Origin of the sequence: Enterobacter sp. JMULE2, assembly GCF_013337145.1 — a bacterium.
Taxonomy (GTDB): Bacteria; Pseudomonadota; Gammaproteobacteria; order Enterobacterales; family Enterobacteriaceae; genus Enterobacter; species Enterobacter mori.
In genome coordinates this window covers 292,034-314,782 of sequence record NZ_SGWD01000013.1, presented here as the reverse complement: position 1 = coordinate 314,782, position 22,749 = coordinate 292,034, and the positions used below count along the sequence as shown (strand labels likewise).

The 22,749-nt window shown below is 58.1% G+C and carries 26 protein-coding genes; 11 read left to right on the top strand and 15 right to left on the bottom strand.

The window, feature by feature from the left end:
- The first annotated feature begins 107 nt into the window (after positions 1 to 107).
- Positions 108 to 404, top strand: coding sequence for a YicS family protein (locus EXW94_RS13740; protein WP_010426504.1), 297 nt, complete (start codon positions 108 to 110; stop codon positions 402 to 404).
- A 48-nt stretch (positions 405 to 452) separates the two neighbouring features.
- Here EXW94_RS13740 and EXW94_RS13735 read toward each other — a convergent pair whose 3' ends face one another.
- Positions 453 to 1,403, bottom strand: coding sequence for a LacI family DNA-binding transcriptional regulator (locus EXW94_RS13735; RefSeq protein ID WP_174340328.1), 951 nt, complete (start codon positions 1,401 to 1,403; stop codon positions 453 to 455).
- 293 nt (positions 1,404 to 1,696) lie between these two features.
- On the opposite strand from EXW94_RS13735, the gene EXW94_RS13730 reads away from it, so the two are divergent.
- The 6 genes from EXW94_RS13730 to EXW94_RS13705 all read left to right on the top strand — a co-directional run bounded on the left by EXW94_RS13730 (position 1,697) and on the right by EXW94_RS13705 (position 7,607).
- On the top strand, positions 1,697 to 2,011 hold the full coding sequence (locus EXW94_RS13730; RefSeq protein WP_010426508.1) for a PTS sugar transporter subunit IIB: 315 nt from the start codon (positions 1,697 to 1,699) through the stop codon (positions 2,009 to 2,011).
- Between the two features lie 11 nt (positions 2,012 to 2,022).
- Positions 2,023 to 3,348 carry a PTS sugar transporter subunit IIC gene (locus EXW94_RS13725; protein WP_108417263.1) on the top strand — a complete coding sequence of 442 codons (1,326 nt, stop codon included), beginning with the start codon at positions 2,023 to 2,025 and terminating at the stop codon, positions 3,346 to 3,348.
- Between the two features lie 17 nt (positions 3,349 to 3,365).
- Positions 3,366 to 4,742 (top strand): glycoside hydrolase family 1 protein, encoded by a 1,377-nt coding sequence (locus tag EXW94_RS13720; protein WP_174340327.1) that lies wholly within the window; start codon positions 3,366 to 3,368, stop codon positions 4,740 to 4,742.
- A 5-nt stretch (positions 4,743 to 4,747) separates the two neighbouring features.
- Positions 4,748 to 5,050 (top strand): PTS lactose/cellobiose transporter subunit IIA, encoded by a 303-nt coding sequence (locus EXW94_RS13715; protein WP_029741865.1) that lies wholly within the window; start codon positions 4,748 to 4,750, stop codon positions 5,048 to 5,050.
- 137 nt (positions 5,051 to 5,187) lie between these two features.
- On the top strand, positions 5,188 to 6,567 hold the full coding sequence (locus tag EXW94_RS13710; RefSeq protein WP_033144328.1) for a carbohydrate porin: 1,380 nt from the start codon (positions 5,188 to 5,190) through the stop codon (positions 6,565 to 6,567).
- Positions 6,568 to 6,701: 134 nt separating this feature from the next.
- Positions 6,702 to 7,607 (top strand): DMT family transporter, encoded by a 906-nt coding sequence (locus EXW94_RS13705; protein ID WP_029741863.1) that lies wholly within the window; start codon positions 6,702 to 6,704, stop codon positions 7,605 to 7,607.
- Position 7,608: 1 nt separating this feature from the next.
- Here the strand turns inward: EXW94_RS13705 and EXW94_RS13700 are convergent, their stop codons facing one another.
- The 5 genes from EXW94_RS13700 to EXW94_RS13680 form a co-directional block, all read right to left on the bottom strand.
- The gene (locus tag EXW94_RS13700; RefSeq protein WP_174340326.1) at positions 7,609 to 7,875 is read right to left on the bottom strand and encodes a Txe/YoeB family addiction module toxin; all 267 of its coding nucleotides are present in this window, start codon (positions 7,873 to 7,875) and stop codon (positions 7,609 to 7,611) included.
- Positions 7,850 to 8,122, bottom strand: a complete 273-nt coding sequence (locus EXW94_RS13695) for a type II toxin-antitoxin system Phd/YefM family antitoxin (RefSeq protein WP_104949785.1) — start codon at positions 8,120 to 8,122, stop codon at positions 7,850 to 7,852. The genes EXW94_RS13700 and EXW94_RS13695 overlap by 26 nt, the downstream gene beginning before the upstream one ends.
- A 56-nt stretch (positions 8,123 to 8,178) precedes the next feature.
- Positions 8,179 to 9,369, bottom strand: coding sequence for a purine ribonucleoside efflux pump NepI (gene nepI, locus EXW94_RS13690; RefSeq protein ID WP_174340325.1), 1,191 nt, complete (start codon positions 9,367 to 9,369; stop codon positions 8,179 to 8,181).
- 169 nt (positions 9,370 to 9,538) lie between these two features.
- Positions 9,539 to 10,057, bottom strand: coding sequence for an SRPBCC domain-containing protein (locus EXW94_RS13685; protein ID WP_120158992.1), 519 nt, complete (start codon positions 10,055 to 10,057; stop codon positions 9,539 to 9,541).
- A 98-nt stretch (positions 10,058 to 10,155) separates the two neighbouring features.
- Positions 10,156 to 10,608, bottom strand: coding sequence for a DUF1198 domain-containing protein (locus EXW94_RS13680; protein WP_045343915.1), 453 nt, complete (start codon positions 10,606 to 10,608; stop codon positions 10,156 to 10,158).
- A gap of 99 nt (positions 10,609 to 10,707) precedes the next feature.
- On the opposite strand from EXW94_RS13680, the gene EXW94_RS13675 reads away from it, so the two are divergent.
- Positions 10,708 to 11,610 (top strand): LysR family transcriptional regulator, encoded by a 903-nt coding sequence (locus EXW94_RS13675; RefSeq protein WP_120158993.1) that lies wholly within the window; start codon positions 10,708 to 10,710, stop codon positions 11,608 to 11,610.
- Here EXW94_RS13675 and EXW94_RS13670 read toward each other — a convergent pair.
- The 9 genes from EXW94_RS13670 to EXW94_RS13630 form a co-directional block, all read right to left on the bottom strand.
- Positions 11,598 to 12,602: an alpha/beta fold hydrolase gene (locus EXW94_RS13670; protein ID WP_174340324.1), complete on the bottom strand. Its 1,005-nt coding sequence runs from the start codon at positions 12,600 to 12,602 to the stop codon at positions 11,598 to 11,600. The two genes, EXW94_RS13675 and EXW94_RS13670, sit on opposite strands and share 13 nt — an antisense overlap.
- A gap of 162 nt (positions 12,603 to 12,764) precedes the next feature.
- The gene (uhpT, locus tag EXW94_RS13665; protein WP_174340323.1) at positions 12,765 to 14,162 is read right to left on the bottom strand and encodes a hexose-6-phosphate:phosphate antiporter; all 1,398 of its coding nucleotides are present in this window, start codon (positions 14,160 to 14,162) and stop codon (positions 12,765 to 12,767) included.
- A 132-nt stretch (positions 14,163 to 14,294) separates the two neighbouring features.
- Positions 14,295 to 15,614, bottom strand: a complete 1,320-nt coding sequence (locus EXW94_RS13660) for an MFS transporter (protein ID WP_174340322.1) — start codon at positions 15,612 to 15,614, stop codon at positions 14,295 to 14,297.
- Positions 15,607 to 17,112, bottom strand: coding sequence for a signal transduction histidine-protein kinase/phosphatase UhpB (uhpB, locus tag EXW94_RS13655; protein WP_174340321.1), 1,506 nt, complete (start codon positions 17,110 to 17,112; stop codon positions 15,607 to 15,609). Before uhpB ends, EXW94_RS13660 begins: the two co-directional genes overlap by 8 nt.
- Complete coding sequence (gene uhpA / locus EXW94_RS13650; protein WP_108417255.1) at positions 17,109 to 17,702, bottom strand: transcriptional regulator UhpA; 594 nt, start codon at positions 17,700 to 17,702, stop codon at positions 17,109 to 17,111. The genes uhpB and uhpA overlap by 4 nt, the downstream gene beginning before the upstream one ends.
- Positions 17,703 to 17,784: 82 nt before the next feature.
- Positions 17,785 to 18,072, bottom strand: a complete 288-nt coding sequence (ilvN, locus tag EXW94_RS13645; protein WP_174340320.1) for an acetolactate synthase small subunit — start codon at positions 18,070 to 18,072, stop codon at positions 17,785 to 17,787.
- 3 nt (positions 18,073 to 18,075) lie between these two features.
- The gene (gene ilvB / locus EXW94_RS13640) at positions 18,076 to 19,764 is read right to left on the bottom strand and encodes an acetolactate synthase large subunit (RefSeq protein WP_174340319.1); all 1,689 of its coding nucleotides are present in this window, start codon (positions 19,762 to 19,764) and stop codon (positions 18,076 to 18,078) included.
- 106 nt (positions 19,765 to 19,870) lie between these two features.
- Positions 19,871 to 19,969 carry an ilvB operon leader peptide IvbL gene (gene ivbL, locus EXW94_RS13635; RefSeq protein WP_057979964.1) on the bottom strand — a complete coding sequence of 33 codons (99 nt, stop codon included), beginning with the start codon at positions 19,967 to 19,969 and terminating at the stop codon, positions 19,871 to 19,873.
- Between the two features lie 147 nt (positions 19,970 to 20,116).
- Positions 20,117 to 20,536 carry a type II toxin-antitoxin system HigA family antitoxin gene (locus EXW94_RS13630; RefSeq protein WP_152537873.1) on the bottom strand — a complete coding sequence of 140 codons (420 nt, stop codon included), beginning with the start codon at positions 20,534 to 20,536 and terminating at the stop codon, positions 20,117 to 20,119.
- 590 nt (positions 20,537 to 21,126) lie between these two features.
- On the opposite strand from EXW94_RS13630, the gene tisB reads away from it, so the two are divergent.
- From tisB to EXW94_RS13615, 3 genes are all read left to right on the top strand, one after another.
- A complete protein-coding gene (gene tisB, locus EXW94_RS13625; RefSeq protein WP_023309830.1) occupies positions 21,127 to 21,216 on the top strand; it encodes a type I toxin-antitoxin system toxin TisB in 90 nt (29 codons plus the stop codon).
- A gap of 64 nt (positions 21,217 to 21,280) precedes the next feature.
- Positions 21,281 to 21,727: a GNAT family N-acetyltransferase gene (locus EXW94_RS13620; protein ID WP_174340318.1), complete on the top strand. Its 447-nt coding sequence runs from the start codon at positions 21,281 to 21,283 to the stop codon at positions 21,725 to 21,727.
- A gap of 62 nt (positions 21,728 to 21,789) precedes the next feature.
- A complete protein-coding gene (locus EXW94_RS13615; protein WP_174340317.1) occupies positions 21,790 to 22,623 on the top strand; it encodes an EamA family transporter in 834 nt (277 codons plus the stop codon).
- Positions 22,624 to 22,749: the final 126 nt, after the last annotated feature.

The following is a 22,749-nucleotide window of genomic DNA, read 5'->3' as shown; positions in this document are numbered from 1 at the left end:
CGATTCTCATGCGCAGAAAAGAGAAAATCATACTTTCGGCTGGAATCGCTACACTGAATGTAACGATATATTTCATGGGAAGCATGTGACGTTAACTGGAGGTTTCGATGAAAGCTGCACACCTGGTTTGCCTGCTCGTTTGCCTGTTATTCGCCGCGTTTGTCCACGCACAGGAGAAGGACGATCCGGCGAAAGATGCCCAGATAAAACAGCAGGTTCTGAAAGATGTGAAGAAAACCTGCACGCCACAGAAAAAGCAGAGCGATAAGGCCTGGCAGGCAATGATTTTGTCGTCGGAGGCCAACCAGCTGCTGATCAAAAACGCCATCACCGCCGTGAAGCGCGACAATCTGGACGCCTACTGGGATGCCGTCAGTCAGGTGGATTGTATGGAAGACTATTGAATGCTGCTCGCCGGGTGGCGCTGCGCTTACCCGGCCTACATCACACGTTTAACGCTTCCGCATATCCGGAATAATTAAATCCCCGCGCAGCACGTACGACCCCAGCATCTGCGTTTTCTCCGTCAGCCAGCTCACAATCCGCGCCGCCATGGCATCCATGGAATATTCAATCGCCGGGATCACCGGAATACCCGGCAGATGCAGCGATCCGCCCAGGCTGAAGACCATGATGTCGTCCGGCACCGATTTGTTAAACGCCTGCAGCTGCGGGATCACCCGCTGGGCTTCCTGCTCGTCGGCCACCAGCAGCGCGTTGAAGTTCAGCGTGGTTGCGTTGTTAAGCAGCTCCTGCAGCGCAACGGACGAGGAGGTGGCGTCCATAAAAACGAGGTTGCGATTAAAGGGCAGGAAATTTTTCTCCAGCGCGTGCTTGTAGCCGAGCAGCACCTGGTCGGCAAAACCGCTGCCGTGCGGGTGGATCAGCGCAATCTGGCGACGCCCCTGGCTGGTGAGGTAGTTACAGGCGGTTTCGGCGGCAAACGCGTGATCGAACTGGATGCTGTTGGCGTTATCAGACTCCATACAGTCGACCAGAATGACGTTTTCCATATCCACGTCCAGCGGGAAACGGGCGCCAATCACCAGGATATCATCACAGAGCCCGCAGGAGAGTTCTTCAAGGGCGTGCATCACTTCCGCTTTGCTATGCGCGAAGCGCAGCAGCAGATGTTTTTGATGCTGGCTGAGCTGTTTTTCCAGCGCGTACAGATAACCGGTGGTCTGGTTAATGTTTTCCTGCGCGCAAATCACGCCAATACAGCCCGTCGACTGGCTGAGCAGTGATTGTGCAATCACGTTAGGACGATAGTTCAGCTCATCCACCGCTTTCAGAACGGCCTGACGGCTGGCTTCCTTCACGCCACGTGACCCGCTCAACACCCGTGATACCGTGGCTTTGGACACCCCGGCCAGACGTGATACATCGTTGATTGTAGACATCTCTCTCCCCTGGAAGGCCAACTTCACGCCTGCAAATTCCATTACCGCTACGGCTCACATTATAGCCAGAACGGAGTATATCCGTTTCCGTTTTTCATGGAAACCGATTTTCCGTTTCCACTCAAAATGACGTCATAACAGCCAAATTCCGTGATGCAGATCGTGGTAATAAGCCCCATAAGCACAGCTTCTTGATGGTTGTCACACTTCTGTCTTTTATAAATGGAAACCGGTTTCCGTATGATGTCCAATCATCTCCGCAATAACTTTTTACATTTAGAGGATGGTTGTCGATGTTCAAGATTATGCTGTGCTGCTCTGCCGGGATGTCCACCAGCCTGTTGGTCAGCAAAATGGTCGATGTCGCGAAAGAACGTGGTTTGCCGGTGAAGATTGATGCGTACGGTGTTTCCGAATTTGATACGCAGTTTCCGCAATACCAGGTTGTCCTTCTCGGACCGCAAGTGAAATACATGTTAAAGACACTCTCAGACAAGGCGGCGACGCAAGGCATTCCGGTACAGCCCATCGACATGATGGACTACGGCATGCAGCGTGGCGATAAAGTACTGGACTATGCTCTGTCGCTCATCGAAGCGGCACACTAAAAGGTGTTCACATGAGTTCGTTATATCAATCCATGGTCGCGGTGATTGAGCAGTCAATTACCCCGCTGGCCGCAAAGCTGGGTCAGCAAAAGTATGTGATTGCAATCCGCGACGGATTTACCGCCGCGCTGCCGTTTATGATCATCGGCTCGTTTATGCTGGTGTTCATCTTCCCCCCGTTCTCGGCGGATACCACCAACAGCTTTGCCCGCGGCTGGCTGGATTTCTCCCAGACCTACCGCGAGCAGCTGATGCTGCCGTTTAACCTCAGCATGGGCGTCATGACCTTCTTCATCTCGGTGGGGATTGGGGCAAGCCTGGGGCGTCAGTTCAACCTCGACCCGGTGATGTCCGGCCTGCTGGCCTTTATGGCCTTCCTGCTGGTCGCCGCACCCTATGCCGAAGGCAAAATCTCGACCCAGTATCTCTCCGGCCAGGGCATCTTCACCGCGCTAATCACCGCCATCTACTCCACCCGCGTCTATGCGTGGCTGAAGCAGAACAACGTGACCATTCGCCTGCCGAAAGAAGTGCCGACCGGCGTGGCGCGTTCGTTTGAGATCCTGATCCCGGTGATGGTGGTGATCGGCACGCTGCACCCGCTGAACCTGTTCATTGAAGCGCAGACCGGAATGATCATTCCCCAGGCGATCATGCACCTGCTGGAACCGCTGGTGTCCGCCTCTGACTCCCTGCCCGCCATTCTGCTCTCCGTGCTGCTGTGCCAGATCTTTTGGTTTGCGGGTATCCACGGCTCGCTGATTGTCACCGGCATCATGAACCCGTTCTGGATGGCTAACCTATCGGCAAACCAGGCGGCGCTGGCGGCCGGCGCGGCGCTGCCGCACGTTTACCTGCAGGGCTTCTGGGATCACTACCTGCTGATTGGCGGCGTAGGCTCCACGCTGCCGCTGGCGTTCCTGCTGCTGCGCAGCCGCGTGACCCATCTGCGCACCATCGGCAAAATGGGCGTGGTGCCAAGCTTCTTTAACATCAACGAACCGATTCTGTTTGGCGCACCGATCATCATGAACCCGATGCTGTTTATCCCGTTCGTGTTCGTTCCGCTGGTCAACGCCTGCCTGGCGTACGGCGCAACCAAGCTCGGCTGGCTGGCACAGGTCGTCTCGTTAACCCCGTGGACCACCCCTGCACCGATTGGTGCGTCATGGGCGGCGAACTGGGCGCTCAGCCCGGTGGTGATGTGCCTGGTCTGTATGGTGATGTCCGCGCTGATGTACCTGCCGTTCCTGCGCGCCTATGAGCGTACGCTCATCAAAAACGAAGAGCAGAAAGCTCAGGCGACCGTCGGTAACGCTGAAGCCGCCAGCAATTAAGTCAAAGAGGAAGAGTCATGAAATACGCATTTCCCGATAACTTCTGGTGGGGCAGCGCAAGCTCAGCTCTCCAGACCGAAGGGGCAAGAGAGGGCGAAACCACATGGGATTACTGGTTTGCCCGCGAGCCGAACCGTTTTCACAACGGCGTGGGGCCGCAGCAGACCTCCACGTTTTATCAGCACTGGAAAACGGATATTCAGCTGTTAAAGCAGCTGAACCACAACAGCTTTCGCACCTCGATTAGCTGGGCGCGCCTGATCCCCGACGGTATCGGTGAAGTGAACCCGGAAGCGGTCGATTTTTACAATCAGGTCATTGATGAGCTGAATGAACAGGGCATCACGCCGTTTATCACCCTGTTCCACTTCGACATGCCGATGGCGATGCAGGAAATCGGTGGCTGGGAAAACCGCGACGTGGTGGACGCTTACGCCCGCTATGCGCAGATCTGCTTCGAGCTGTTCGGCGACCGCGTGCTGCACTGGTTTACCTTCAACGAGCCGATCGTGCCGGTAGAAGGCGGTTACCTGTACGACTTCCACTATCCGAACGTGGTGGATTTTCGTCGGGCGGCCACCGTGGCGTATCACACCGTGCTGGCCCATGCGAAGGCGGTGCAGGTCTACCGCGCCGGGCATTATGCGGGGGAGATTGGCATCGTGCTGAACCTGACGCCGTCATACCCGCGTTCGCAGAATCCGGCAGACGTGAAGGCGGCGCACATCGCAGACCTGATGTTTAACCGCAGCTTCCTTGACCCGGTTCTGCGCGGTGAATACCCGGCAGACCTGGTGGCGCTGCTGAAATCCTACGATCAATTACCCGCCTGTAAACCGGAAGACGGTTTCCTTATTGCAGAAGGGAAAATCGACCTGCTCGGCGTGAACTACTATCAGCCGCGTCGCGTGAAGTGTCGCGACAGCGCGGTGAACCCGCAGGCGCCGTTTATGCCGGAGTGGTTCTTTGATAGCTACGAGATGCCGGGCCGCAAGATGAACCCGTACCGCGGCTGGGAAATCTACGAGCCGGGTATTTACGATATTCTGGTTAACCTGCGCGACAATTACGGCAACCCACGCTGCTTTATTTCTGAAAACGGCATGGGCGTCGAAAATGAGCAGCGCTTTATTGAAAATGGCCAGATTAACGATCAATACCGCATCGAGTTTATTTCCGAACATTTAGCCTGGCTGCATAAGGGTATTAGCGAAGGGTGCAATTGTCTTGGTTACCATATGTGGACGTTTATTGATAACTGGTCGTGGTGTAACGCGTATAAAAATCGCTACGGATTTATCCAGCTCGATTTAGAAACGCAGGAACGCACCATCAAGAAAAGCGGAGAGTGGTTTGCCGCCACCGCCTTAAATAATAGCTTTGATAAAGAGTAATAATGATGATCGCACTAGAAGAAGCCGTAATGGAAATTATCGTCAACGCCGGGCAGTCCCGCAGCCTGTGCTTTGAAGCACTGCACGCGGCGCGTCAGGGCAACATTGACGAGGCCAAAAGCCTGCTGCGCGAAGCCGACGGCTACGCGCGCCAGGCGCACAAGATGCAGACCAAACTGATCGAGCAGGATGCGGGCGAAGGCCGCCAGCCGATGACGTTAATCATGGTGCACGCGCAGGATCATTTAATGAATTCCTTATTAGCGCGTGAATTATCCGAAGAAATTATTCATTTATATCAGAGATAGCCTATGGCCAAATAAATTACTGTAATACCTCTGTACCTTAAATAGAATTCCACTTGTTCTGATGATAGCGACATACTCTGTCAGATCGGAGCGGGATGGTTATTGTCTGAATAAAATTAAACTATATTGAGATAACCATGAATACGATTAAAAAACTTCCATTAACCATGGCGGTTATCGCCGCGCTTTGCCCAATTTCCGTGCTCGCACAAGAATTCACGCAGGAGCAAATCGACGCCATTGTGGCAAAAGCGGTGGATAAAGCCCTGGCCGAACGTCAGGCCAAAATGGATGCCGCGGTCGCGAAAAAAGCGGACGTGGTGACCGAGCCGCAAAGCGCGGCGCAGTCCCCGGATATGGCGATTCCGTTCGGCATTAAATTTACCGGCTACGCCCGCTACGGCGCGCACTTCCAGGCCGCCGATCAGAAATACGTGGCGGTGGACGGCTCCTACAACGGCGCGTCCGCCATTGGTCGTCTGGGCAACGAAGGCAACGGCGGGGAATTCCAGCTCTCCAAGGCCTTCAAGGGTGAAAACGGCGCCATCTGGGACGTTAACGTGATGATCGACCACTGGGGCGACGAAGTTAACCTGAAAAAAGCCTACGCGGGCGTGACCAACATTATGGCCTCCAACCCGAACGCCTATTTCTGGGCCGGTCGTGACTTCCACCAGCGTCCGCAGCAGGGCATCAACGATTACTTCTGGATGAACCACGACGGCCAGGGTGCCGGGGTGAAGAACTTCGACATCGGCGGCGTGCAGTTCGACGTGGCCGCCGTGGCGGCGGTGGAATCCTGTAGCCCGGAAGTGATGGAAGACGAAGCGAACCCGTCGCGCATCACCTGTACCGGCGGTTCCGGCACGGGTGACAAAGGTAACTACGCCGCGACCTCAAAAATCCACGGCATGAAGCTCGGCCCGATCGACATGGAGCTGTACGCCAACTACGGCTTTGACTCCAAGGCGGTGGAGAGCGACGAGCGCCTGAACGCCTGGCAGGGCGGTGTGGTGCTGAGCCACACCAACGACAGCGGCGTGAACAAGGTGATCGCCCGCTACTCAGATAACGCGGACAACAGCGTGTTCAACAAAACCGAGGACCTGACCACGGTCTACGCCAGCTTCGAAGGGCTGTACAAATTCACCCAGGCGACGCAGGTAGAGTACATCCTTGCCTTCCACGACTACGACAACAGCCGCGATAAGACCGACAACCGCAAGAACTACAATGCCATCGTGCGCCCAATGCACTGGTGGAACGACGTTCACTCCACCTGGCTGGAAGCGGGCTGGCAGCACGTTGATTATGACAACGGCGGCGACAACAAGGGCTGGAAGCTGACCCTGTCGCAGAACATGTCCATCGCCATGGGGCCGGAGTTCCGTCCGATGCTGCGCTTCTACGTGACCGGCGGCAAAGTGGATAACGAGCGCACCGCACGCGTGAACAACACCAAAGACGAAACCCTCGACGACTTCAACGTCGGCGCGATGTGGGAGGCGTGGTTCTAGTACAGCGACGTTTGTTTCGCCCGGCGGCGCTGCGCTTGCGCGGGCCTACAAAACCTTGTAGGCCGGGTAAGCGCAGCACCACCCGGCGAGATCCCATGTTATGCTAGAAAAAAATCAACATAGCAGGGGAGAAAATGGGTTCCACACGTAAAGGGATGCTGAACGTCCTGATTGCCGCCGTTTTATGGGGCAGCTCGGGGGTTTGCGCGCAGTACATCATGGAGAAAAGCCACATTTCTTCGCCTTACCTGACCATGGTTCGCCTGCTGTTTACCGGCGTGATCCTGCTGACGCTCTCCTTCGTTCACGGCGACAAAATTTTCTCGGTCATCAAGCATCGCAAAGACGCCCTCAGCCTGCTTATTTTCTCGCTCGTCGGCGCGCTCACCGTGCAGCTCACCTTTCTGCTGACGATTGAAAAATCCAACGCTGCGACCGCCACCGTGCTGCAGTTTCTGTCCCCGACCATCATCGTGGCGTGGTTTGCCCTGGCGCGGAAAAAGCGTCCCGGCGTGTTTGTGCTGTCGGCCATCATGACGTCCCTTGTCGGCACCTTCCTGCTGGTCACCCACGGCGATCCGACGTCGCTCTCCATCTCGCCTGCCGCACTGTTCTTCGGCATCGCCTCGGCGTTTGCCGCCGCGTTTTATACCACTTACCCGTCGACGCTGATCGCCCGCTACGGCACGCTGCCGATAGTCGGCTGGAGCATGTTGATTGCCGGGTTAATGCTGACGCCGTTCTACGCCGGGCGCGGGACCACGTTCGTGATTGACGGCAGCCTGCTGCTGGCGTTTTTCTACCTGGTGGTGATCGGCACCGCGCTGACGTTTAGCCTGTACCTGAAAGGTGCGCAGATGATCGGCGGGCCGAAGGCGAGCATTCTGAGCTGCGCCGAACCCTTGAGCAGCGCGCTGCTGTCGGTGATTTTGCTGGGCGTGGCGTTCACCCTGCCGGACTGGCTGGGGACGCTGCTGATTGTGTCGTCGGTGGTGCTGATTTCGATGGATTCGAGAAGACGGGTTCAGACATCGGCGTGATCTACGAATAATAGTGATAGCGGCACATTAAAATAGTGAGAGCGCTATCCGACACCCCGTAAACCAGACGATCGGTATCATTGATTCGGCGGGACCAGTACCCGGAAAGATTACCTTTAAGCGGTTCCGGCTTACCCAGGCCATCGAAGGGTTGACGCTTCGCATCTTCAATCAATTTATTGATTCTGCGAAGCGTTCTCTTATCCTGCTCCTGCCACCACAGGTAATCATCCCAGCCGTTATTAGTCCAAATCAGTAGCCTGGTCATCTATCAGATCCCTCTGGATGGTTTTTCCGGTGTTTGCCTGTGCGATTGACTCCATCAGTCGACTGGCGTTAGCAGGCGAACTCATCAGATGGATGGTTTCCATCATTGAGTTGTAGTGCTGAAGAGACATCACCACCGCATCACCCCCGTTGCGGCGGCTGATGATGGTTGTCTCCACGTTGTCATTCACGTCGTCTAACACATCTTTGAGTCGGCTTCGTGCTTCGGTAAAAGTCACAACCTGCATACTTCCTCCTGTACAAGTTACGGTACAAGTATATCGATGAAGTGACTACTAATCAATCAACGTGCCTTAACCTTCCCCGCCACCAGCAGCGCCGTCAGCAGCATCAGGGTTCCGGAAATCACCAGCGGTGACGTCAGCCCCAGATGGTCGAGCGCTACGCCGCCAATGGCCGCGCCGCAGGTGTTCGCCAGCTGGATCACCGCCACCTGAATCGACCCGGCCTTTTCCGCCTGATCGGCCAGCGAGCGGGTGATCCACGTCGACCAGCCCACCGGCACCAGCGCAAAGGCAAAGCCCCAGATAATCGCAATCGCAGAGGCCACCCACTTATCGCTGCCCCACAGCACCAGCACCGCCGCGCTCAGCGCCAGCACCAGCGGCGCACCCGCCAGCGCCACCTTCAGGGAGCGTTTCAGGAACTGGGACGACAGCGACGTGCCGACAAAACTCGCGATACCGAAGCTCAGCAGCACCAGAGTCAGGCCGTCCACGTCAAAGCCCGCCATGGTCATAAACACCGGGCGGATATAGGTAAAGAAGGCAAACTGCCCGGCAAAGGCCATGAAGATAGCAGTCATCCCCGCCATCACGCCGGGGCGCTTCAGCAGCGCGAACATGTTCTGCTTATGATGCGCCGCTTCACCCGGCAGGGACGGCAGCGCTTTCCACACCCAAATGATGCAGAGCAGGCCCATCACCGCCGCGGCGTTAAAGACGTTACGCCAGCCGATAATCCCGCCGAGGAAGCTGCCGAGCGGCGCAGCAATCACTAGTGCGATGGAGACCGCACCGAAGATAACGGAAAGCGCTTTTGGCACCGTGCGCGCGGGCACCAGTCGCATGGTCAGCGAAGCGGACATCGCCCAGAAGCCGCCTAGCCCCAGACCAAGACAGGCGCGACCGAGCAGCAGCAGGGTGAAGCTTTCAGCAAAGGAGACCAGCAGGCAGGAGAGCGTCAGCAGCACGCTGAACAGGATGACCACCTTGCGGCGGTCGATAGTGCCAATCACCTGGGTAATAAACAGGCTGGCGAACATCGCCACGAAGGCGGTGACGGTAACGGACTGCCCCGCCACGCCTTCGGAAATGCCCAGGTCCTGCGCCATTGGCGTCAGCAGGCTCACCGGCAGAAACTCAACGGTAATCAGGCAGGCGACGCAGAACGCCACGGCGAAAACGGCCGACCAGTTGGGGCGAGAAACCTCTTTGGTCTGCGGTCTGGTCGTGGGCTGGATATGTTCTGTCATGGCGTCACCTGAAGATAAAAACGTGCGGAAAAGTCGCGCAGTTTATCATCAAAAGTGTGACGAATTTAACGATTTGACAACTTTGCAGCTTTTTTTGCCGGGCGGCGCTGAGCTTGCACCGGCCTACGGGGCTTGTAGGCCCGGTCATACACAGCGCCACCGGGCAAAATTACCCGCGAGCCTTAAGGGCAGCATTTGCCAGCCCGACGATCCATTCCTGGTGCCCGTTAATCATCGGGTTCGGCACGGTGCACGCTAATTCCTGCGCCGGAACGCCTTTCTGCGACTCCTGAGTCAGAATGCGTACGCGGTTGCCCGGTAAGTCTTCAAACAGCCAGCCGTGGATCACGTCGAGACGCGAATTTGCGTCCCCTTCCACCCAGCCGTGCCACGCAATACGTGCCGCTTCACCGTCAACGGGAGGCACATACTCCGTCACCTCGGCCTCAACCGGAAAGCCAAAGGTGGTGAAGCGGAAGCGGGCGTTAGCGCTCAGTTCAGGGCCGCTGCCGTCATGGAAACGGATATCCTCGGCGTTGCTGTAATAGCCCGGCCACAGGGTGGTGTCAGTGAGCTGCGCCCAAATCTCTTTCGCACTCAGCCCGGCGACGATGATTTCGTTAGATGCAAAGTTATCGGTGGTGCCTGGCAGGTAGTCATTCGGCCAGATAATGGCGGATTGTTTCATGGTTTACCTCATCGTTTTAGTGGATGAGGTGATGGTGCGCCCGTGAGTGGTATAAATCTAATGACGATACTTTATACTCTTCATCACGGTTCGTGATATCAGTGCAGGTAAAACACGCCCTCTTCCGGCAAGAAGAGCTGGTTATAACGCAGTTGAAAGGCGTTAAGCTCCTGCGGGTCCGGCTCTATCTCGCGCATAAAGCCAAGCGCCAGACGAATTTGCGCATCGGTGATCGGCGCGGCCAGACGGGCTTTACGCAGCATGCGGTGCCAGGTATGCAGATTCTCTTCGCTGGCGTCGACGATGCAGACCTGCCAGATCAGCAGCACCTGGGCGGCATTTTGCAGATGCGCCTCGTCGGGGCGTTCAAGATAGCGGATAAACTCATTGCCCGGCGTTTTACCGAACTGGTCAATCATCGACTCGACCGGCATTGGGGTGATCCCCAGCCGCTCGCTTAAACGTTTGATGGCGCGGCGGGAGTCTGAGGTCAGGACACGAAATCCCACCACAAACACCACGGCAAGCGTTGCCAGCATTATCCAGACCATGCGTTCTCCTTAGACTAGCCGCTCATCATAGCGGGAAACGCAGCGCGTCGACAGCGGGCAGCGCCATAATAGTAAACGGAAAAGAGGTGGAAAAACGTCATGAAAGCGGATCTGCGCACGCTGGATCTTAACCTGCTGAAAACGCTGGATACCCTGCTGGACGAACGCAGCGTCACCCGCGCGGCGGCGCGTCTTGCCCTGACTCAGCCCGCCGTAAGCGGCATGCTCAATCGCCTGCGGGATTACTTCGACGATCCGCTCTTCATCCGCGCCCCGCATGGGATGGTGCCAACCACGCGCGCCGAAGCGTTAGCCGCTCCGGTGAAGCGCATTCTCGCTGATATCGACGTGCTGCTGCAGCCCGTGGCTTTTGACCCGATCACCGCAACGCTCACCTTCACCCTCGCCGCGACCGATTACGCCCTGCGCGCGGTGGTGGTGCCGTTTATCGCCGCCCTTAAGGTGCAGGCGCCTGGCATTCGCGTGCGCGTGGTGCCCGTGGAATCGGGTCGCCTGGTCAGCCAGCTTGAACGGGGCAGCGTTGACGTGGCGCTGATCACCCCGCATACCACGCCAGATGAGCTTCACAGCCGGGCACTTTATGATGAACGGTACGTTTGCATGATGCGCGCCGACCACCCGGATGCCGGAAAGCCCATGACGCTAGACCGGTTTTGCGCCCTGGAGCATATGCTGGTCTCTTACGAGGGCGACGGTTTTCGCGGCGTAACGGATGGCGCGCTGGAGAAGACTGGCCGAACGCGGCACGTAGGATTATCGGTGAGTAACTTTTTAGTCCTGCCGGACATGCTGGCCCTCAGCGATATGATTGCCGTTGTGCCATCACGCATAGCGGAAAACCAGGCGGGGATGTTTGTCTGCGAGACGCCAGTTCCCGTGCCTGGCTTTACCAAAAGCATGGCCTGGCACGGCAGAACGCACCGCAATCCCGCGCAGGCGTGGCTGCGCGGGCTGTTGCTGGAGACCAGTCAGCGAGCCTGAAGCCCCTTCAGCAGCGCCTCGTGGAAGCGGGCAGGATCCTGCATCTGCGGCGCGTGGCCCATGTCGCTAAATTCCACCAGCGTCGCGTGTGGAATACGTTTTGCCGTCTCTTTCCCCAATACCGCATAGTTTCCCAGCGTCTTGCGGATTTCCGGCGGGGCGAGGTCTTTCCCGATGGCAGTGTTGTCCTTCGTACCGATCATCAATAATACCGGCATCTTTAACTCACTAAATTCATAGATAACCGGCTGGGTGTAAATCATGTCGTAGAGCAGCGCCGAGTTCCAGGCCACGCGCGTCTTACCCGGCCCGTTGTTAAGCCCGGCGAGCATAGTCACCCAGCGCTCGTATTCCGGCTTCCACTCCCCGGCGTAGTAGGTATTTTTCTCGTACTGTCGAATGCCGTCGGCGCTGACGTTCAGCTCGCGCTGGTACCACTGGTCAACCGTAATGTGCGGCACGCCGCGCGCTTTCCAGTCCTCCAGACCAATCGGATTGACCATCACCAGCTGTTCAACCTGCTGCGGCCACATCAGCGCGTAGCGGGTCGCCAGCATGCCGCCGGTCGAGTGGCCGATGACCGTCACGCGATCGACGCCGCGCGATTTGAGCAGCGCGTGGGTGTTATCCGCCAGCTGCTGGAAGGTGTACTGATACCGCTCCGGCTTGGTGGATTTGCAGAAGCCAATCTGGTCAGGGGCTATCACCCGATATCCGCTCGCCGAAAGCGCGCGGATCGTGGCGTCCCACGTGCCGGCGCAGAAGTTTTTGCCGTGCATCAACACCACGGTGCGGCCGTTGGGCTTTTCCGGCTTCACGTCCAGGTAAGCCATATCCAGAGATTGATTTTGCGAGGTAAAGGTAAAGTGTTTTACCGGCCAGCCGTAGTCAAAACCTTCCAGCTTCTCGCCGTAGGTGGGGGCATCCGCGGCCATCGCGGGGGAGGCCAGCGCCATCAGCAGCGCGAGGCAGGACAATCGTCGGGTCAACATGCAAGCTCTCCGTTAGCAAAAGGGGCTAAGGCTGCACGAAAGGCGGCAGCAAAAAACACTGTAGAGCATACGGAGGAGCGGGTGTGTAAAGCGGGGTAAAGGTAAGCGTGAGGGAAATAAAAAAGCCCGGCGGTCAGCCGGGCAAAGAAGTCACCTGCACACTCAGGCTGCTTTCAATTTCTGCTTCTGCGCACGATTCTCGCGGCGAATTTTACGTTCTTCCAGCACCGCGACCATCGCCATCAGGACGATACAGCCAATCGCTGCCGCATCCAGCGCCGCGAAGGTGCCCGCCCAGCCGGTGAGGCCGAAAATCGGTGTGCCGTCGGCGATCATACCTAAGCCGAGCTTGGCGAAGCTGTCGCCGATCAGGTAGGCGAAGGTGCCTTTAATCCCATCGGCGGCGCCGATCGCTTTTTTCGGGACGAAGCCCACTGCCGCCACGCCGATCAGTAATTGCGGACCAAACACCAGGAAGCCGAGCGCGAACAGTGACGCCAGATAAACGTACTGGTTGCTGGCGTGCTGGTAGATGCCGAGGGTGGCGATAATCAGCGCCAGCGCGACGCAGGCCACCAGCGCGCGACGACCGTTGGCGAGGTCAGAGAGCCAGCCCCACAGCAGCGTGCCGACCAGCGCGCCCACTTCGAACAGGGTGAAGCCCTGAATCGCCACTTCTTTAGAAAGCTTCAGCTCCTGGAAGGCATACACGGTCGACCACTGGTCGATGCCGATACGCACCACGTAGAGGAAGATGTTTGAGAAGCACAGCAGCCAGATCACTTTGTTTTTCAGCACGTACTCAACAAAGATCTGCCATTTGGACATCTCGTTTTCTTCGGTCTCTTTGTCCTCTTCGCTGATCTCCTCCCCGAACAGCTCTTCGGCTTTGCCGAGGCCATAGGATTCCGGGGAGTCGCTGCCGTAGCGCAGGCCGATAAAGCCAACAATCAGGGCGATAATCGACGGGAAGATAAACATGCCGATCACGTGGCCGTCGAACAGGTAGTTCGCGCCGAACAGCGCCACGCCTGCCGCACCGGCACCGCCGAGGTTGTGGGAGATGTTCCACATGCCGAGGTAGGAACCACGCTTGCGGCGCGGGGTCCATTTGGTGATGGTGGAGTAACTGCACGACCCGCCGGTGCTCTGGAAGAAACCGCTCAGGGCGTAGAAGGCGATCATCATGAACAGGCTGACGGAACCCGCGCCCATGCTGGCGCTGAAGCCGAGCATACAGATGGCGGAGAGGATCAGCATAAACGGCAGGAACTGCTTGGTGTTTTTGCCGTCCGCGTAGTAGGAAACCAGCGTTTTCCCCACGCCGTAGGTGATGGAGAAGCCCAGGCCAATCATCCCCAGCTGCGTCATGCTCAGCCCGTAGGTGGAGATCATGTCGTTCTGCGCGATGTTAAAGTTTTTGCGGATCAGGTACATGGTCAGGTAGCCGATGAAGACCACCAGATAGGACTGCATGAACGGTTTGAACCACATCTTGCGCCGCACGTCGAGCGGCAGATCCAGGGTCGGCTTGCGCACCTGATTTAAGAAGGCCAGCATGACTGAGTTACTCCTGAGCTGATTTTTGCAGCATTGTAAAAACCAGCCGGGGGAGATGCCTGAGACAGCGTCCAGGTGAAACCGAGAAAATTTCCTAGTTTTGCGCTATTCGGGGTGAAAAGGTGAGACGCATCACGCTTCGTTCACCTCGCGTGGGGCCTGCGCGTTCAAAAACGGCAGCAGCAGCAGGGCGGAAATCCCCGCCGCGATGGCGATCACCGCGAAGAACCCGCTCCAGTGCCAGACGTCGATCACCCGCGCCAGCGGCCAGCCGGAGAGCGACGCGCCAAGGTAGGCAAACAGCCCGACAAAGCCCGTCGCCGCGCCAGCCGCCTCTTTGTGGGAACACTCCGCCGCCGCCATGCCGATCAGCATCTGCGGGCCAAACACGAAGAAGCCGATGGTGAAGAAGCACGCCGCCTGCATCACGTAGCTGGCGAACGGCATCAGCCACAGCGAGCCGACGGAAAGCAAAATCCCGGCGGCGAAAATCAGGTTCATTGGGCCACGGTTGCCGTTGAACAACTTATCCGACCCCCAACCCGCCACCAGCGCGCCGATAAACCCGCCCAGCTCAAACATCGTCACCGCCGAGTTGGCGGTCACCAGGTCCACGCCCAGCGTCTCGGACATGTACAGGTTGCCCCAGTCGTTGATCGCCGCGCGCACCACGTAGACCAGCACGTAGCAGAGCGACAGCAGCCAGATGTACGGGTTCTTCAGCACGTACTTAGTGAGGATCTCCCTGCGGGTCAGCCCCGCGCCTTCCTGCTGCTGGGCAATCTCCATCTCGTCGTGCCGCCAGTCGCCCACCGGCGGCAGGCCGACGGTTTGCGGCCTGTCGCGCAGGCGCCAGCAGAGGAACAGCCCGGCGACAATCGCGAGGCCACCGGCAATCATCATCCCCGCGCGCCAGCCGTAGTGCAGCGCTGCAGCTCCCACGACCATCGGGATCAGCGCCCCGCCGACGTTATGCGCGGTGTTCCAGATTGCCCACCAGCCGCCGCGCTCGTTGCGCGAGTACCAGGCGGTGAGCAGGCGGGCGCAGACCGGCGCGCCCCAGCCCTGGAAAAAGGCGTTCAGTGCCCACAGCAGGGCAAAGGCCCAAAGCGACGTCGAGAAGCCAAACAGGATGTTCACCACACCGGTGGCGATCAGCCCGACCCCCATAAAATAGCGCGCGTTGGAGCGGTCGCTGACGATGCCGGAGACGAACTTCGACAGGCCGTAGGTGATGTAAAACAGCGTCGCCAGCAGGCCGATATCGGTGCGCGTCATCACGCCGCTGGCGAGGATTTCCGGCGCGGCGGCGTTGAAGCTTTTGCGGGTGAAGTAGAACAGCGCGTAGCCGAGCCAGATGGTAATCAGGATATGGCGACGCCAGTAGCGGTAGCGGGCGTCGATTTCCGCTTTGTCGCCAATCGGCGCGGCGCTGGCAGGGGTTTTAAACATGGTGGCTCCGTAACGGCAGGCTGACGCTGACGCGCGTCCCGTGGGTGCAGGAGATTGTCAGCGTGCCGCCCAACGCCTTCACGCGCTCGCGCATGCCCGCCAGGCCAAAGCCCTGCTGGCCGGAGCCCGGCGGCAGGCCGCAGCCGTCGTCTTCAATCACCAGCTTGAGGCTGTCATCCTGCTGCCAGCCCTGGATGGTGACCGCGCTGGCACTGGCGTGTTTGACGATATTGTTCAGCCCCTCCTGACAGACGCGGAACAGCGTCACGCGCTGGCCTTCGCTCAGGGTGGCTTCGTTGATGCGCCAGTCGAGATGGCTGACAATCCCGCGGCTTTCCAGCTCCATCTCGCGCATCAGGGAACGCACTGCCTGCTCCAGCGACAGGTCATCAAGCTGGCGCGGACGCAGCCGTCCCAGCAGGCGGCGAACGGAGTCATAGACCCCCAGCGAAAGCTGTTCGATATGCGCCCCGCCCTGCTTCACGCCGGCGTTTTCCGCCGCCAGACGCTGGACGATGCCTGCCTGGGTGCGGATGGCGGTGATGGTCTGGCCGATATCGTCGTGCAGCTCACGGGCGACCTCCTGCCGCACGCTCTCTTCGGTCTCCAGCAGGCGCTCCGCCAGACGCCGGTTGCGCGCCAGCTCGGTTTGCAGGGACTGGTTCAGCTCGCGCAGGCGCTGAATGCCCGCGCCGAGAAGGAGCCCGGTCAGGCTCTGGGCCAGCAGGGACAGCAGTAAATCCACAGGATGATCGTGCCAGGTCTGGCTGGCGATCAGCGCGATGGCGTTCATCAGCGTGGCGATCAGCGCCCCCTGCCAGCCGTAGTGCCAGGCCAGAGCGATAATCGGCAGCGCCAGACAAAACGGCGTGAAGCGTGAAAGCTCTGCGGGCAGGCCAAGCTGTAGCCACAGGCTCACCACAAACAGCAGCAGATACCAGATGAGGTGCCGGGCGCGCCAGTTCACCGGTTGGGAAACCAGCGCCGGGCCGAGCGGCTGCCAGACGGTGCTGGTGAGGTAGTGCCAGATCACGAGGCAGGTCGGGGCCAGCGTCAAACCGCCTGTGAGGGTCAGCAGCAGGGCGTTGAGCATCTCCTTCTCGCCGACCCACGGAAGCGACTGCAGCAGCGCGGCGGCAATCAGCGCCGCCCCCTGCCGCAGCAGCGTGCGCCAATCGCGCTGGTGGCGATAGCGGGAAATGAGGGCAACCGGGAGAAGCGTAAGCAGGCTTCCGGTCATCAATAAGGGCAAGTGCGCCAGGGCCACTTCCTGCGCCAGCCAGACCAGCATCAGCCACTCTGCGCCGAGCAAAACCGGCCAGTAGGCGCGCGGGCACTGGAGCATTAAGCCCAGACGCAGGCCGAAGGGAAACAACAGCACCGCCAGCTCGGGGCGTTCCACCAGGTGCAGGCTGATGCTCCACAGGCAGAACCAGGCGGCGGAGAAGATAAAAAAGCTGGCGACAACGGCGATCAGCCGTGAAAAAGCGGAACTCATTGCCAGCTGTCGAACATGCGGCGCGCCAGCTCGACGTCGTTGCTGACGTTGAGTTTTTCCATCAGGTTGGCGCGGTGAACGTGCACGGTTTTCGGGGACAGTTCCAGCTCGGCGGCAATCTCTTTTACCGACATTCCCTGCGCGAGTTTTTCCGCAACCTGGCGCTCGCGTTTGGTGAGCGGGTCCTGCCTTCCGGCCGCCAGCTTGATGGCGATATCCGGCGTTAAATAGCAGCCGCCGGTGGAAACAGTGCGGACGGCGGCGATCAGCTCGTCCGGGCTACAGCGTTTAGAGAGGAAGCCGCGCGCGCCCGCGTTGAGCGCCTGCTCGACCAGCGCCGGGCTGTCGTGGACTGACAGCATAATCGTCGACATTCCTTTCGGCAGCTGGCTTAGCAACTCCAGCCCGGAGAGATCCGGCATCGAGATGTCGCAGATACAGACCTGCACCCCGCGCCCCGGCAGGCCCGCCAGCGCCTCGCGACCGGAGCCAAACTCGGCCACGACCTGAAAATCCGGTTCGAGGTTCAGAAGCTGGGCAAAGCCGGAGCGGACGATAAGGTGGTCGTCGATAAGAGCGATGGTGGTCATGTGTGTTCCTGCGGTCTGAAAATGCCGGATAGCGCTGCGCTTATCCGGCCTACAAGAGCGAAAGGCGCTTACCTTAAGCGATTTACTCGAAAAACACCGCAATTTTGTTAAACATGGTGGGATCGGACTGATTGCGCGCCACTTTGGTGACATCTTCCAGCTTGTCGATCTGCGCCATCATCTGCTCCAGACGCTGATCGTCATTGACCAGTAGCCAGATGCGGCTGTACTCGCTGCCCTGAATCGGCAGACAAAGAATGCCTTCCACGTTAAACGCCCGACGGGCAAACAGCCCACAAACGTGCGTCATGACGCCAGGGTGGTTGCGGACGGTGAGTTCCAGAATGACGTTATCATGTTGTTTCTGCATGGCTTATTCTCCCACCATCTCAGTATTTGCCGCTCCCGGCGGCACCATCGGATACACTTTTTGTTCAGGGTCGATACGCACGTGGATCAGCGCCGGGCCGGGGCGAGAAATCGCCGCCTGCAGCGCCGCGTGGACATCCTCTTCGGCGTTCAGATCGCAGGTATGCAGACCAAAACCGGCGGCAATCTGCATAAAGTTAATCATCCCCGGATAGGTCGCCGCAAACACGCCCTGCTTGTAGAACAGGCTCTGCTGCTGGTGCACCAGCCCCAGCGCCTCGTTGTTCATCAAGATGATTTTCACGTCTAACTGGTTTTCGGCCGCGGTCGCCATCTCCTGAATGTTCATCATCAGGCTGCCGTCGCCGGAGAAGCAGATGACCTTGCGGTCCGGATTGGCGAGCGCCGCGCCCACGGCTGCGGGCAGGCCAAAGCCCATGGTGCCCAGACCGCCGGAGGTCAGCCACTGGCGCGGACGGTTCAGCGGGTAGGCCTGAGCGGTCCACATCTGGTGCTGGCCCACGTCGGTGGTGATAATCGCGCTGTCGTCCACGCAGGCGGCCACGGCGTTGATAAGACCATAGTGGCTCAGCGGGTCGCCTTCGGTTGGGATGGCGCCCGGGAACTCGCGCTGGAGATCGGCCACCAGCTGACGCCAGTCGGCGCGGTCGGTTGCGTCCGTCTGCGGGATCAGCTGCGCCAGCACTTCGGCCACGTCGCCCTGAATCGCCACGTGCGGCTGCTTGATTTTACCCAATTCGGCGCGGTCGATATCCACGTGAATGATTTTGGCGTTCGGGCAGAACTGCTCGGTTTTGCCAATCGCCCGGTCATCAAAACGGGCGCCCATAACAATCAGCAAATCAGCCTCTTGCAGGATGTAGTTGGTGCTGCGCGCGCCGTGCATGCCCAGCATGCCGAGAGAGAGCGGGTGCGCTTTAGGCAGCATGCCCAGCGCCATCAGGGTCATGGTGGTCGGCAGGTTGGCTTTCTCTGCAAACTGGCGGATTTCATCCGCGGCGTTGATAGCCCCGCCGCCCAGATAGAGCACCGGACGCTTGGCGGCGTTAATCATGGCGGCGGCATCGCGCACGCTCTCAGCGCTGAATTCCGGCGCAGGAGCACGGTCGCCCGGCTCCGGCAGAACGTCGATCTCGATCTCTGCGGTCTGGACATCCTTAGGAATGTCTATCCACACCGGGCCCGGGCGGCCAGACTGCGCAATGCGGAACGCATCGCTGATAACCTGAGGCAGCTCGCTGATATCGCGAACTAAATAGTTATGTTTGGTGATGGGGATAGAGATGCCGTAGGTATCCACTTCCTGGAACGCATCGGTACCGATCATCGAGGACGGTACCTGGCCGGTAATGCAGATCAGCGGAATGGAGTCGAGACGCGCGTCGGCAATGGCGGTGACCAGGTTGGTTGCGCCCGGGCCGCTGCAGGCCATGCAGACCGCCGGTTTGCCCTGGGTACGCGCCATGCCCTGAGCGATAAAGCCTGCCCCCTGCTCGTGGCGCGCCAGCACGTGCCGGATCTGCGTGCTTTGGCTCAACGCATCGTACAGCGGCAGCACCGTGCCGCCCGGGATACCCGCAACGGTAGTGATGCCCTGTCGTTCCAGCAAATGAACGATCAGCTGCGCGCCGGTGAAACGCGTCTTCGTGGATGTTGTGCCCGAAATTGCCATGCTCCAGTCCTTTTCTTCTGGGCCGACTTTCCGGGGAGGCTCTTAAACGAAAAACCCCGCCCGGTTTGCGCCGGCGGGGTTTTGGATTCGTGTGTTGATCCAGTCCCTACGGCGCATTGCCGACGACCACCACCACACGCACGACGACCACTGCGGCTGGTTGCGCAGTTTTTAGTAGGGTCGAAGTGAAGATGGATGAAGTCATTGGGGACCTGTGTTTGGAATCATTGATTGAATTTATACAAACACAGGTTTTCGGATGTGACAATGGAAATATTTTCATCTGCGCAAAAATGCGTCAGGGATCACGTTTCGTTTGTTGAGTGATGACACTCAAAAAGTCGGTTTTTACTCACTCAATAAACAGAGCAGGTGATACCCCAAATCTGGCCGCCAGCTTTTTAATATGGTTCAGAGTAAGCTGTCTCTGGCCATTCAGAACCCGTGAAACCATCGATTTACTGCCAATTTCATCTTGAAAATCCGATATCGTCAGGTTGTACTGATCCATCAAGGTTCTTAAAACCGCAATACCGACGGGAACGGACTCCATCTCCTTGCGTAATGCGACTATCTCCGGCCGACTGGCTTCGTAACGGCTAATCCTGGCACACACAATATCCAGCAAGGGGCTATCGGGCTCGTTCATAAGAAGATACTCAACCAGCTCTAGCGCATCCTTATAATCTTTCTCGCTCGGCTGTTCACCCAGTAAAGGAACGGCCGCAACAAGGGCATGCGTAGCTTTCATTGCATCAGCGACGATCATCATTTCTTCCCCTTAGTGCGATGTTTCTCCGTAAAACGGTCATATTCCTTATGCTGGGGAAACTGGGTTACCGCATCCAAAATAGCTTTCATAGAGATTAAATGCATACTGCATGCCTGCCGCGTCCGTTGCCATTATGGCAATGATGACATCCATTGCCAATAAGTCAACCAGCATTACTTGTGGGCAGACCAGAAAACAAAAAACCCCGCCTAAGCGAGGTTTTTATCAGGGTTTTGCGGTTGGTCGCCGCAGAACACACTGTGTTACGTCAACGCAAAAAGTATACGCGATCGAAGACGAACGCGCAATTCCGGCACGGATTTTGACGTTTTTGAGTATGGATCGCCTTCCAAATTTTGTCCATAAAATACTGTTCATGCATACAGTATTTATCTATACTGAGGGTGTTCGCAGTGAGCGAGGGGGCCGCAGTTCTACCGGCGCAACGAAGTCCTGGCTGAAACGGGTGGTGCCGTCAGTGCCTTAACCCCCTGAAGTGAGCACACTGTGTTACGTCAATCCAGGTGCTGGCAACAGGCGGCGGAAAGGTACGCCAGCATCGTGCTCCTTTTAACCAAAAGGAGACGCGTATGAGCGTAGTGGATATGGTGATACTTATCCTCAAACTCATTGTTGCAGTACTGCAACTGCTTGATGCTGTCCTGAAATTCCTTCGGTAATTCAGGTTCAAGTCGCACCTGAGAGGGGCGGGCAACCGCCCCTCTTTAATAACGAGGGAATGCTATGTCGCGTCTGTTAATTGAGCCTGTCACACCGGATGAGCCGGGGTATATTGCCCTGAAGGCGGAAAGTATCGCATTGAATTTCAACATGCTGCGCAGACTAGAAGAGAACTGGCAGCGCGGTGAGAACCGCTTTAACGCGCCGGGTGAAAAGCTGCTGGGTGCGTTTCTTAACGGCAAGCTGGTCGGCGTGTGCGGTCTTAACCGCGATCCGTTCAGCCAGCAGCCGCGCGCCGGACGTATTCGCCATCTCTACGTCAGCGAGAAGTGCCGCGGGTTGGGCATTGGCAAACAACTTTTGACCGTGGTGATGGCCGATGCCAGTATCTGGTTTGATTTCCTCAATACCCATGCGCCGGACGCCGCGTACGGTTTCTATCGTCAGGCGGGTTTTACGCTGGTGTCTGACGAACCGCGGGTGACGCACCGTCTGTTTTGCGCAATTTGAGCGGCTGGCGGCATCGGATTGCGAATGTTACAGTTAAGTGACAACTCACCACCCGACACGCCATGACCATCACCGTTTTCTGCATTTTACTCTTCGCCGCGCTGCTGCATGCCAGCTGGAACGCCATCGTTAAGGCCGGAACGGACAAACTCTATTCCGCAATAAGCGTCAGCGGCTCCGCCACGGTCATCGCTCTGGTCTTACTGCCGTTTTCTCCACAGCCATCTGCTGCCAGCTGGCCGTTTTTGATTGTCTCCTGTGCCTTACAGGTTGTGTACACCGTGCTGGTCGCGAAGACCTACCAGGTCTCTGACATGAGCCAGACCTATCCGCTGATGCGCGGCACCGCCCCGCTGCTGGTGGCGTTGATCAGCGTGCTGGCGCTCGGCGATCGTCTCTCCTGGCTCGCCTGGTCCGGCATTGGCGTGATCTGCCTTTCAATTCTCATTATGGCGATGCATGGCCGCATGCAGTCACGCAAAGGGATCTGGCTGGCGCTGCTGAACGCCTGTTTTATTGCAGGCTACACGCTGGTGGACGGCACGGGCGTGCGGCTATCGGACACCGCGCTGGGCTATACGCTGTGGACCTTCTTTATGAACGGATTCTGCCTGCTAAGCTGGGCGATGGTCGCGCGTCGGCGCGAGGCGTCCAGCTACCTGCGCCTGCACTGGAAAAAGGGATTACTCGGCGGCGTTGGCACCATGGGATCTTACGGTCTGGCGCTTTGGGCAATGACGCAGGCCCCGCTAGCGGTGGTCGCGGCGCTGCGTGAAACCTCCATACTCTTTGGGGCACTGATCGCGTTTGTCCTTTTAAAAGAGAAGGTTGCGGGTCTGCGCATCGCGGCGGCACTGGGTATTGCCGGCGGCGCCATTCTGCTGCGCCTGGCGTAAATCACTGGCAACATTAGTTGCCGTTCTTGTTTACAAATCCTGCCTTTCCCGGTTTTTTCATTCACCACGACAATGCTTAAATTGTCATCTCACTGTGGTAGATTCCTCGCGCATTTATGGGAATGC

Bases quoted from the DNA above. Each gene is read 5' to 3' on its own strand.
- nepI (WP_174340325.1), bottom strand. From the start codon at position 9,369: ATGACAGAACATATCCAGCCCACGACCAGACCGCAGACCAAAGAGGTT.
- EXW94_RS13670 (WP_174340324.1), bottom strand. From the start codon at position 12,602: ATGTTGACCCGACGATTGTCCTGCCTCGCGCTGCTGATGGCGCTGGCC.
- EXW94_RS13715 (WP_029741865.1), top strand. From the start codon at position 4,748: ATGATCGCACTAGAAGAAGCCGTAATGGAAATTATCGTCAACGCCGGG.
- EXW94_RS13700 (WP_174340326.1), bottom strand. From the start codon at position 7,875: ATGACCAGGCTACTGATTTGGACTAATAACGGCTGGGATGATTACCTG.
- EXW94_RS13720 (WP_174340327.1), top strand. From the start codon at position 3,366: ATGAAATACGCATTTCCCGATAACTTCTGGTGGGGCAGCGCAAGCTCA.
- EXW94_RS13660 (WP_174340322.1), bottom strand. From the start codon at position 15,614: ATGTTTAAAACCCCTGCCAGCGCCGCGCCGATTGGCGACAAAGCGGAA.
- EXW94_RS13675 (WP_120158993.1), top strand. From the start codon at position 10,708: ATGAAAGCGGATCTGCGCACGCTGGATCTTAACCTGCTGAAAACGCTG.
- EXW94_RS13615 (WP_174340317.1), top strand. From the start codon at position 21,790: ATGACCATCACCGTTTTCTGCATTTTACTCTTCGCCGCGCTGCTGCAT.
- ilvB (WP_174340319.1), bottom strand. From the start codon at position 19,764: ATGGCAATTTCGGGCACAACATCCACGAAGACGCGTTTCACCGGCGCG.
- EXW94_RS13725 (WP_108417263.1), top strand. From the start codon at position 2,023: ATGAGTTCGTTATATCAATCCATGGTCGCGGTGATTGAGCAGTCAATT.
- EXW94_RS13710 (WP_033144328.1), top strand. From the start codon at position 5,188: ATGAATACGATTAAAAAACTTCCATTAACCATGGCGGTTATCGCCGCG.
- ivbL (WP_057979964.1), bottom strand. From the start codon at position 19,969: ATGACTTCATCCATCTTCACTTCGACCCTACTAAAAACTGCGCAACCA.
- tisB (WP_023309830.1), top strand. From the start codon at position 21,127: ATGAGCGTAGTGGATATGGTGATACTTATCCTCAAACTCATTGTTGCA.
- uhpA (WP_108417255.1), bottom strand. From the start codon at position 17,702: ATGACCACCATCGCTCTTATCGACGACCACCTTATCGTCCGCTCCGGC.
- EXW94_RS13705 (WP_029741863.1), top strand. From the start codon at position 6,702: ATGGGTTCCACACGTAAAGGGATGCTGAACGTCCTGATTGCCGCCGTT.
- EXW94_RS13695 (WP_104949785.1), bottom strand. From the start codon at position 8,122: ATGCAGGTTGTGACTTTTACCGAAGCACGAAGCCGACTCAAAGATGTG.
- uhpB (WP_174340321.1), bottom strand. From the start codon at position 17,112: ATGAGTTCCGCTTTTTCACGGCTGATCGCCGTTGTCGCCAGCTTTTTT.
- EXW94_RS13730 (WP_010426508.1), top strand. From the start codon at position 1,697: ATGTTCAAGATTATGCTGTGCTGCTCTGCCGGGATGTCCACCAGCCTG.
- EXW94_RS13740 (WP_010426504.1), top strand. From the start codon at position 108: ATGAAAGCTGCACACCTGGTTTGCCTGCTCGTTTGCCTGTTATTCGCC.
- ilvN (WP_174340320.1), bottom strand. From the start codon at position 18,072: ATGCAGAAACAACATGATAACGTCATTCTGGAACTCACCGTCCGCAAC.
- EXW94_RS13620 (WP_174340318.1), top strand. From the start codon at position 21,281: ATGTCGCGTCTGTTAATTGAGCCTGTCACACCGGATGAGCCGGGGTAT.
- EXW94_RS13630 (WP_152537873.1), bottom strand. From the start codon at position 20,536: ATGATGATCGTCGCTGATGCAATGAAAGCTACGCATGCCCTTGTTGCG.
- EXW94_RS13735 (WP_174340328.1), bottom strand. From the start codon at position 1,403: ATGTCTACAATCAACGATGTATCACGTCTGGCCGGGGTGTCCAAAGCC.
- EXW94_RS13685 (WP_120158992.1), bottom strand. From the start codon at position 10,057: ATGAAACAATCCGCCATTATCTGGCCGAATGACTACCTGCCAGGCACC.
- EXW94_RS13680 (WP_045343915.1), bottom strand. From the start codon at position 10,608: ATGGTCTGGATAATGCTGGCAACGCTTGCCGTGGTGTTTGTGGTGGGA.
- uhpT (WP_174340323.1), bottom strand. From the start codon at position 14,162: ATGCTGGCCTTCTTAAATCAGGTGCGCAAGCCGACCCTGGATCTGCCG.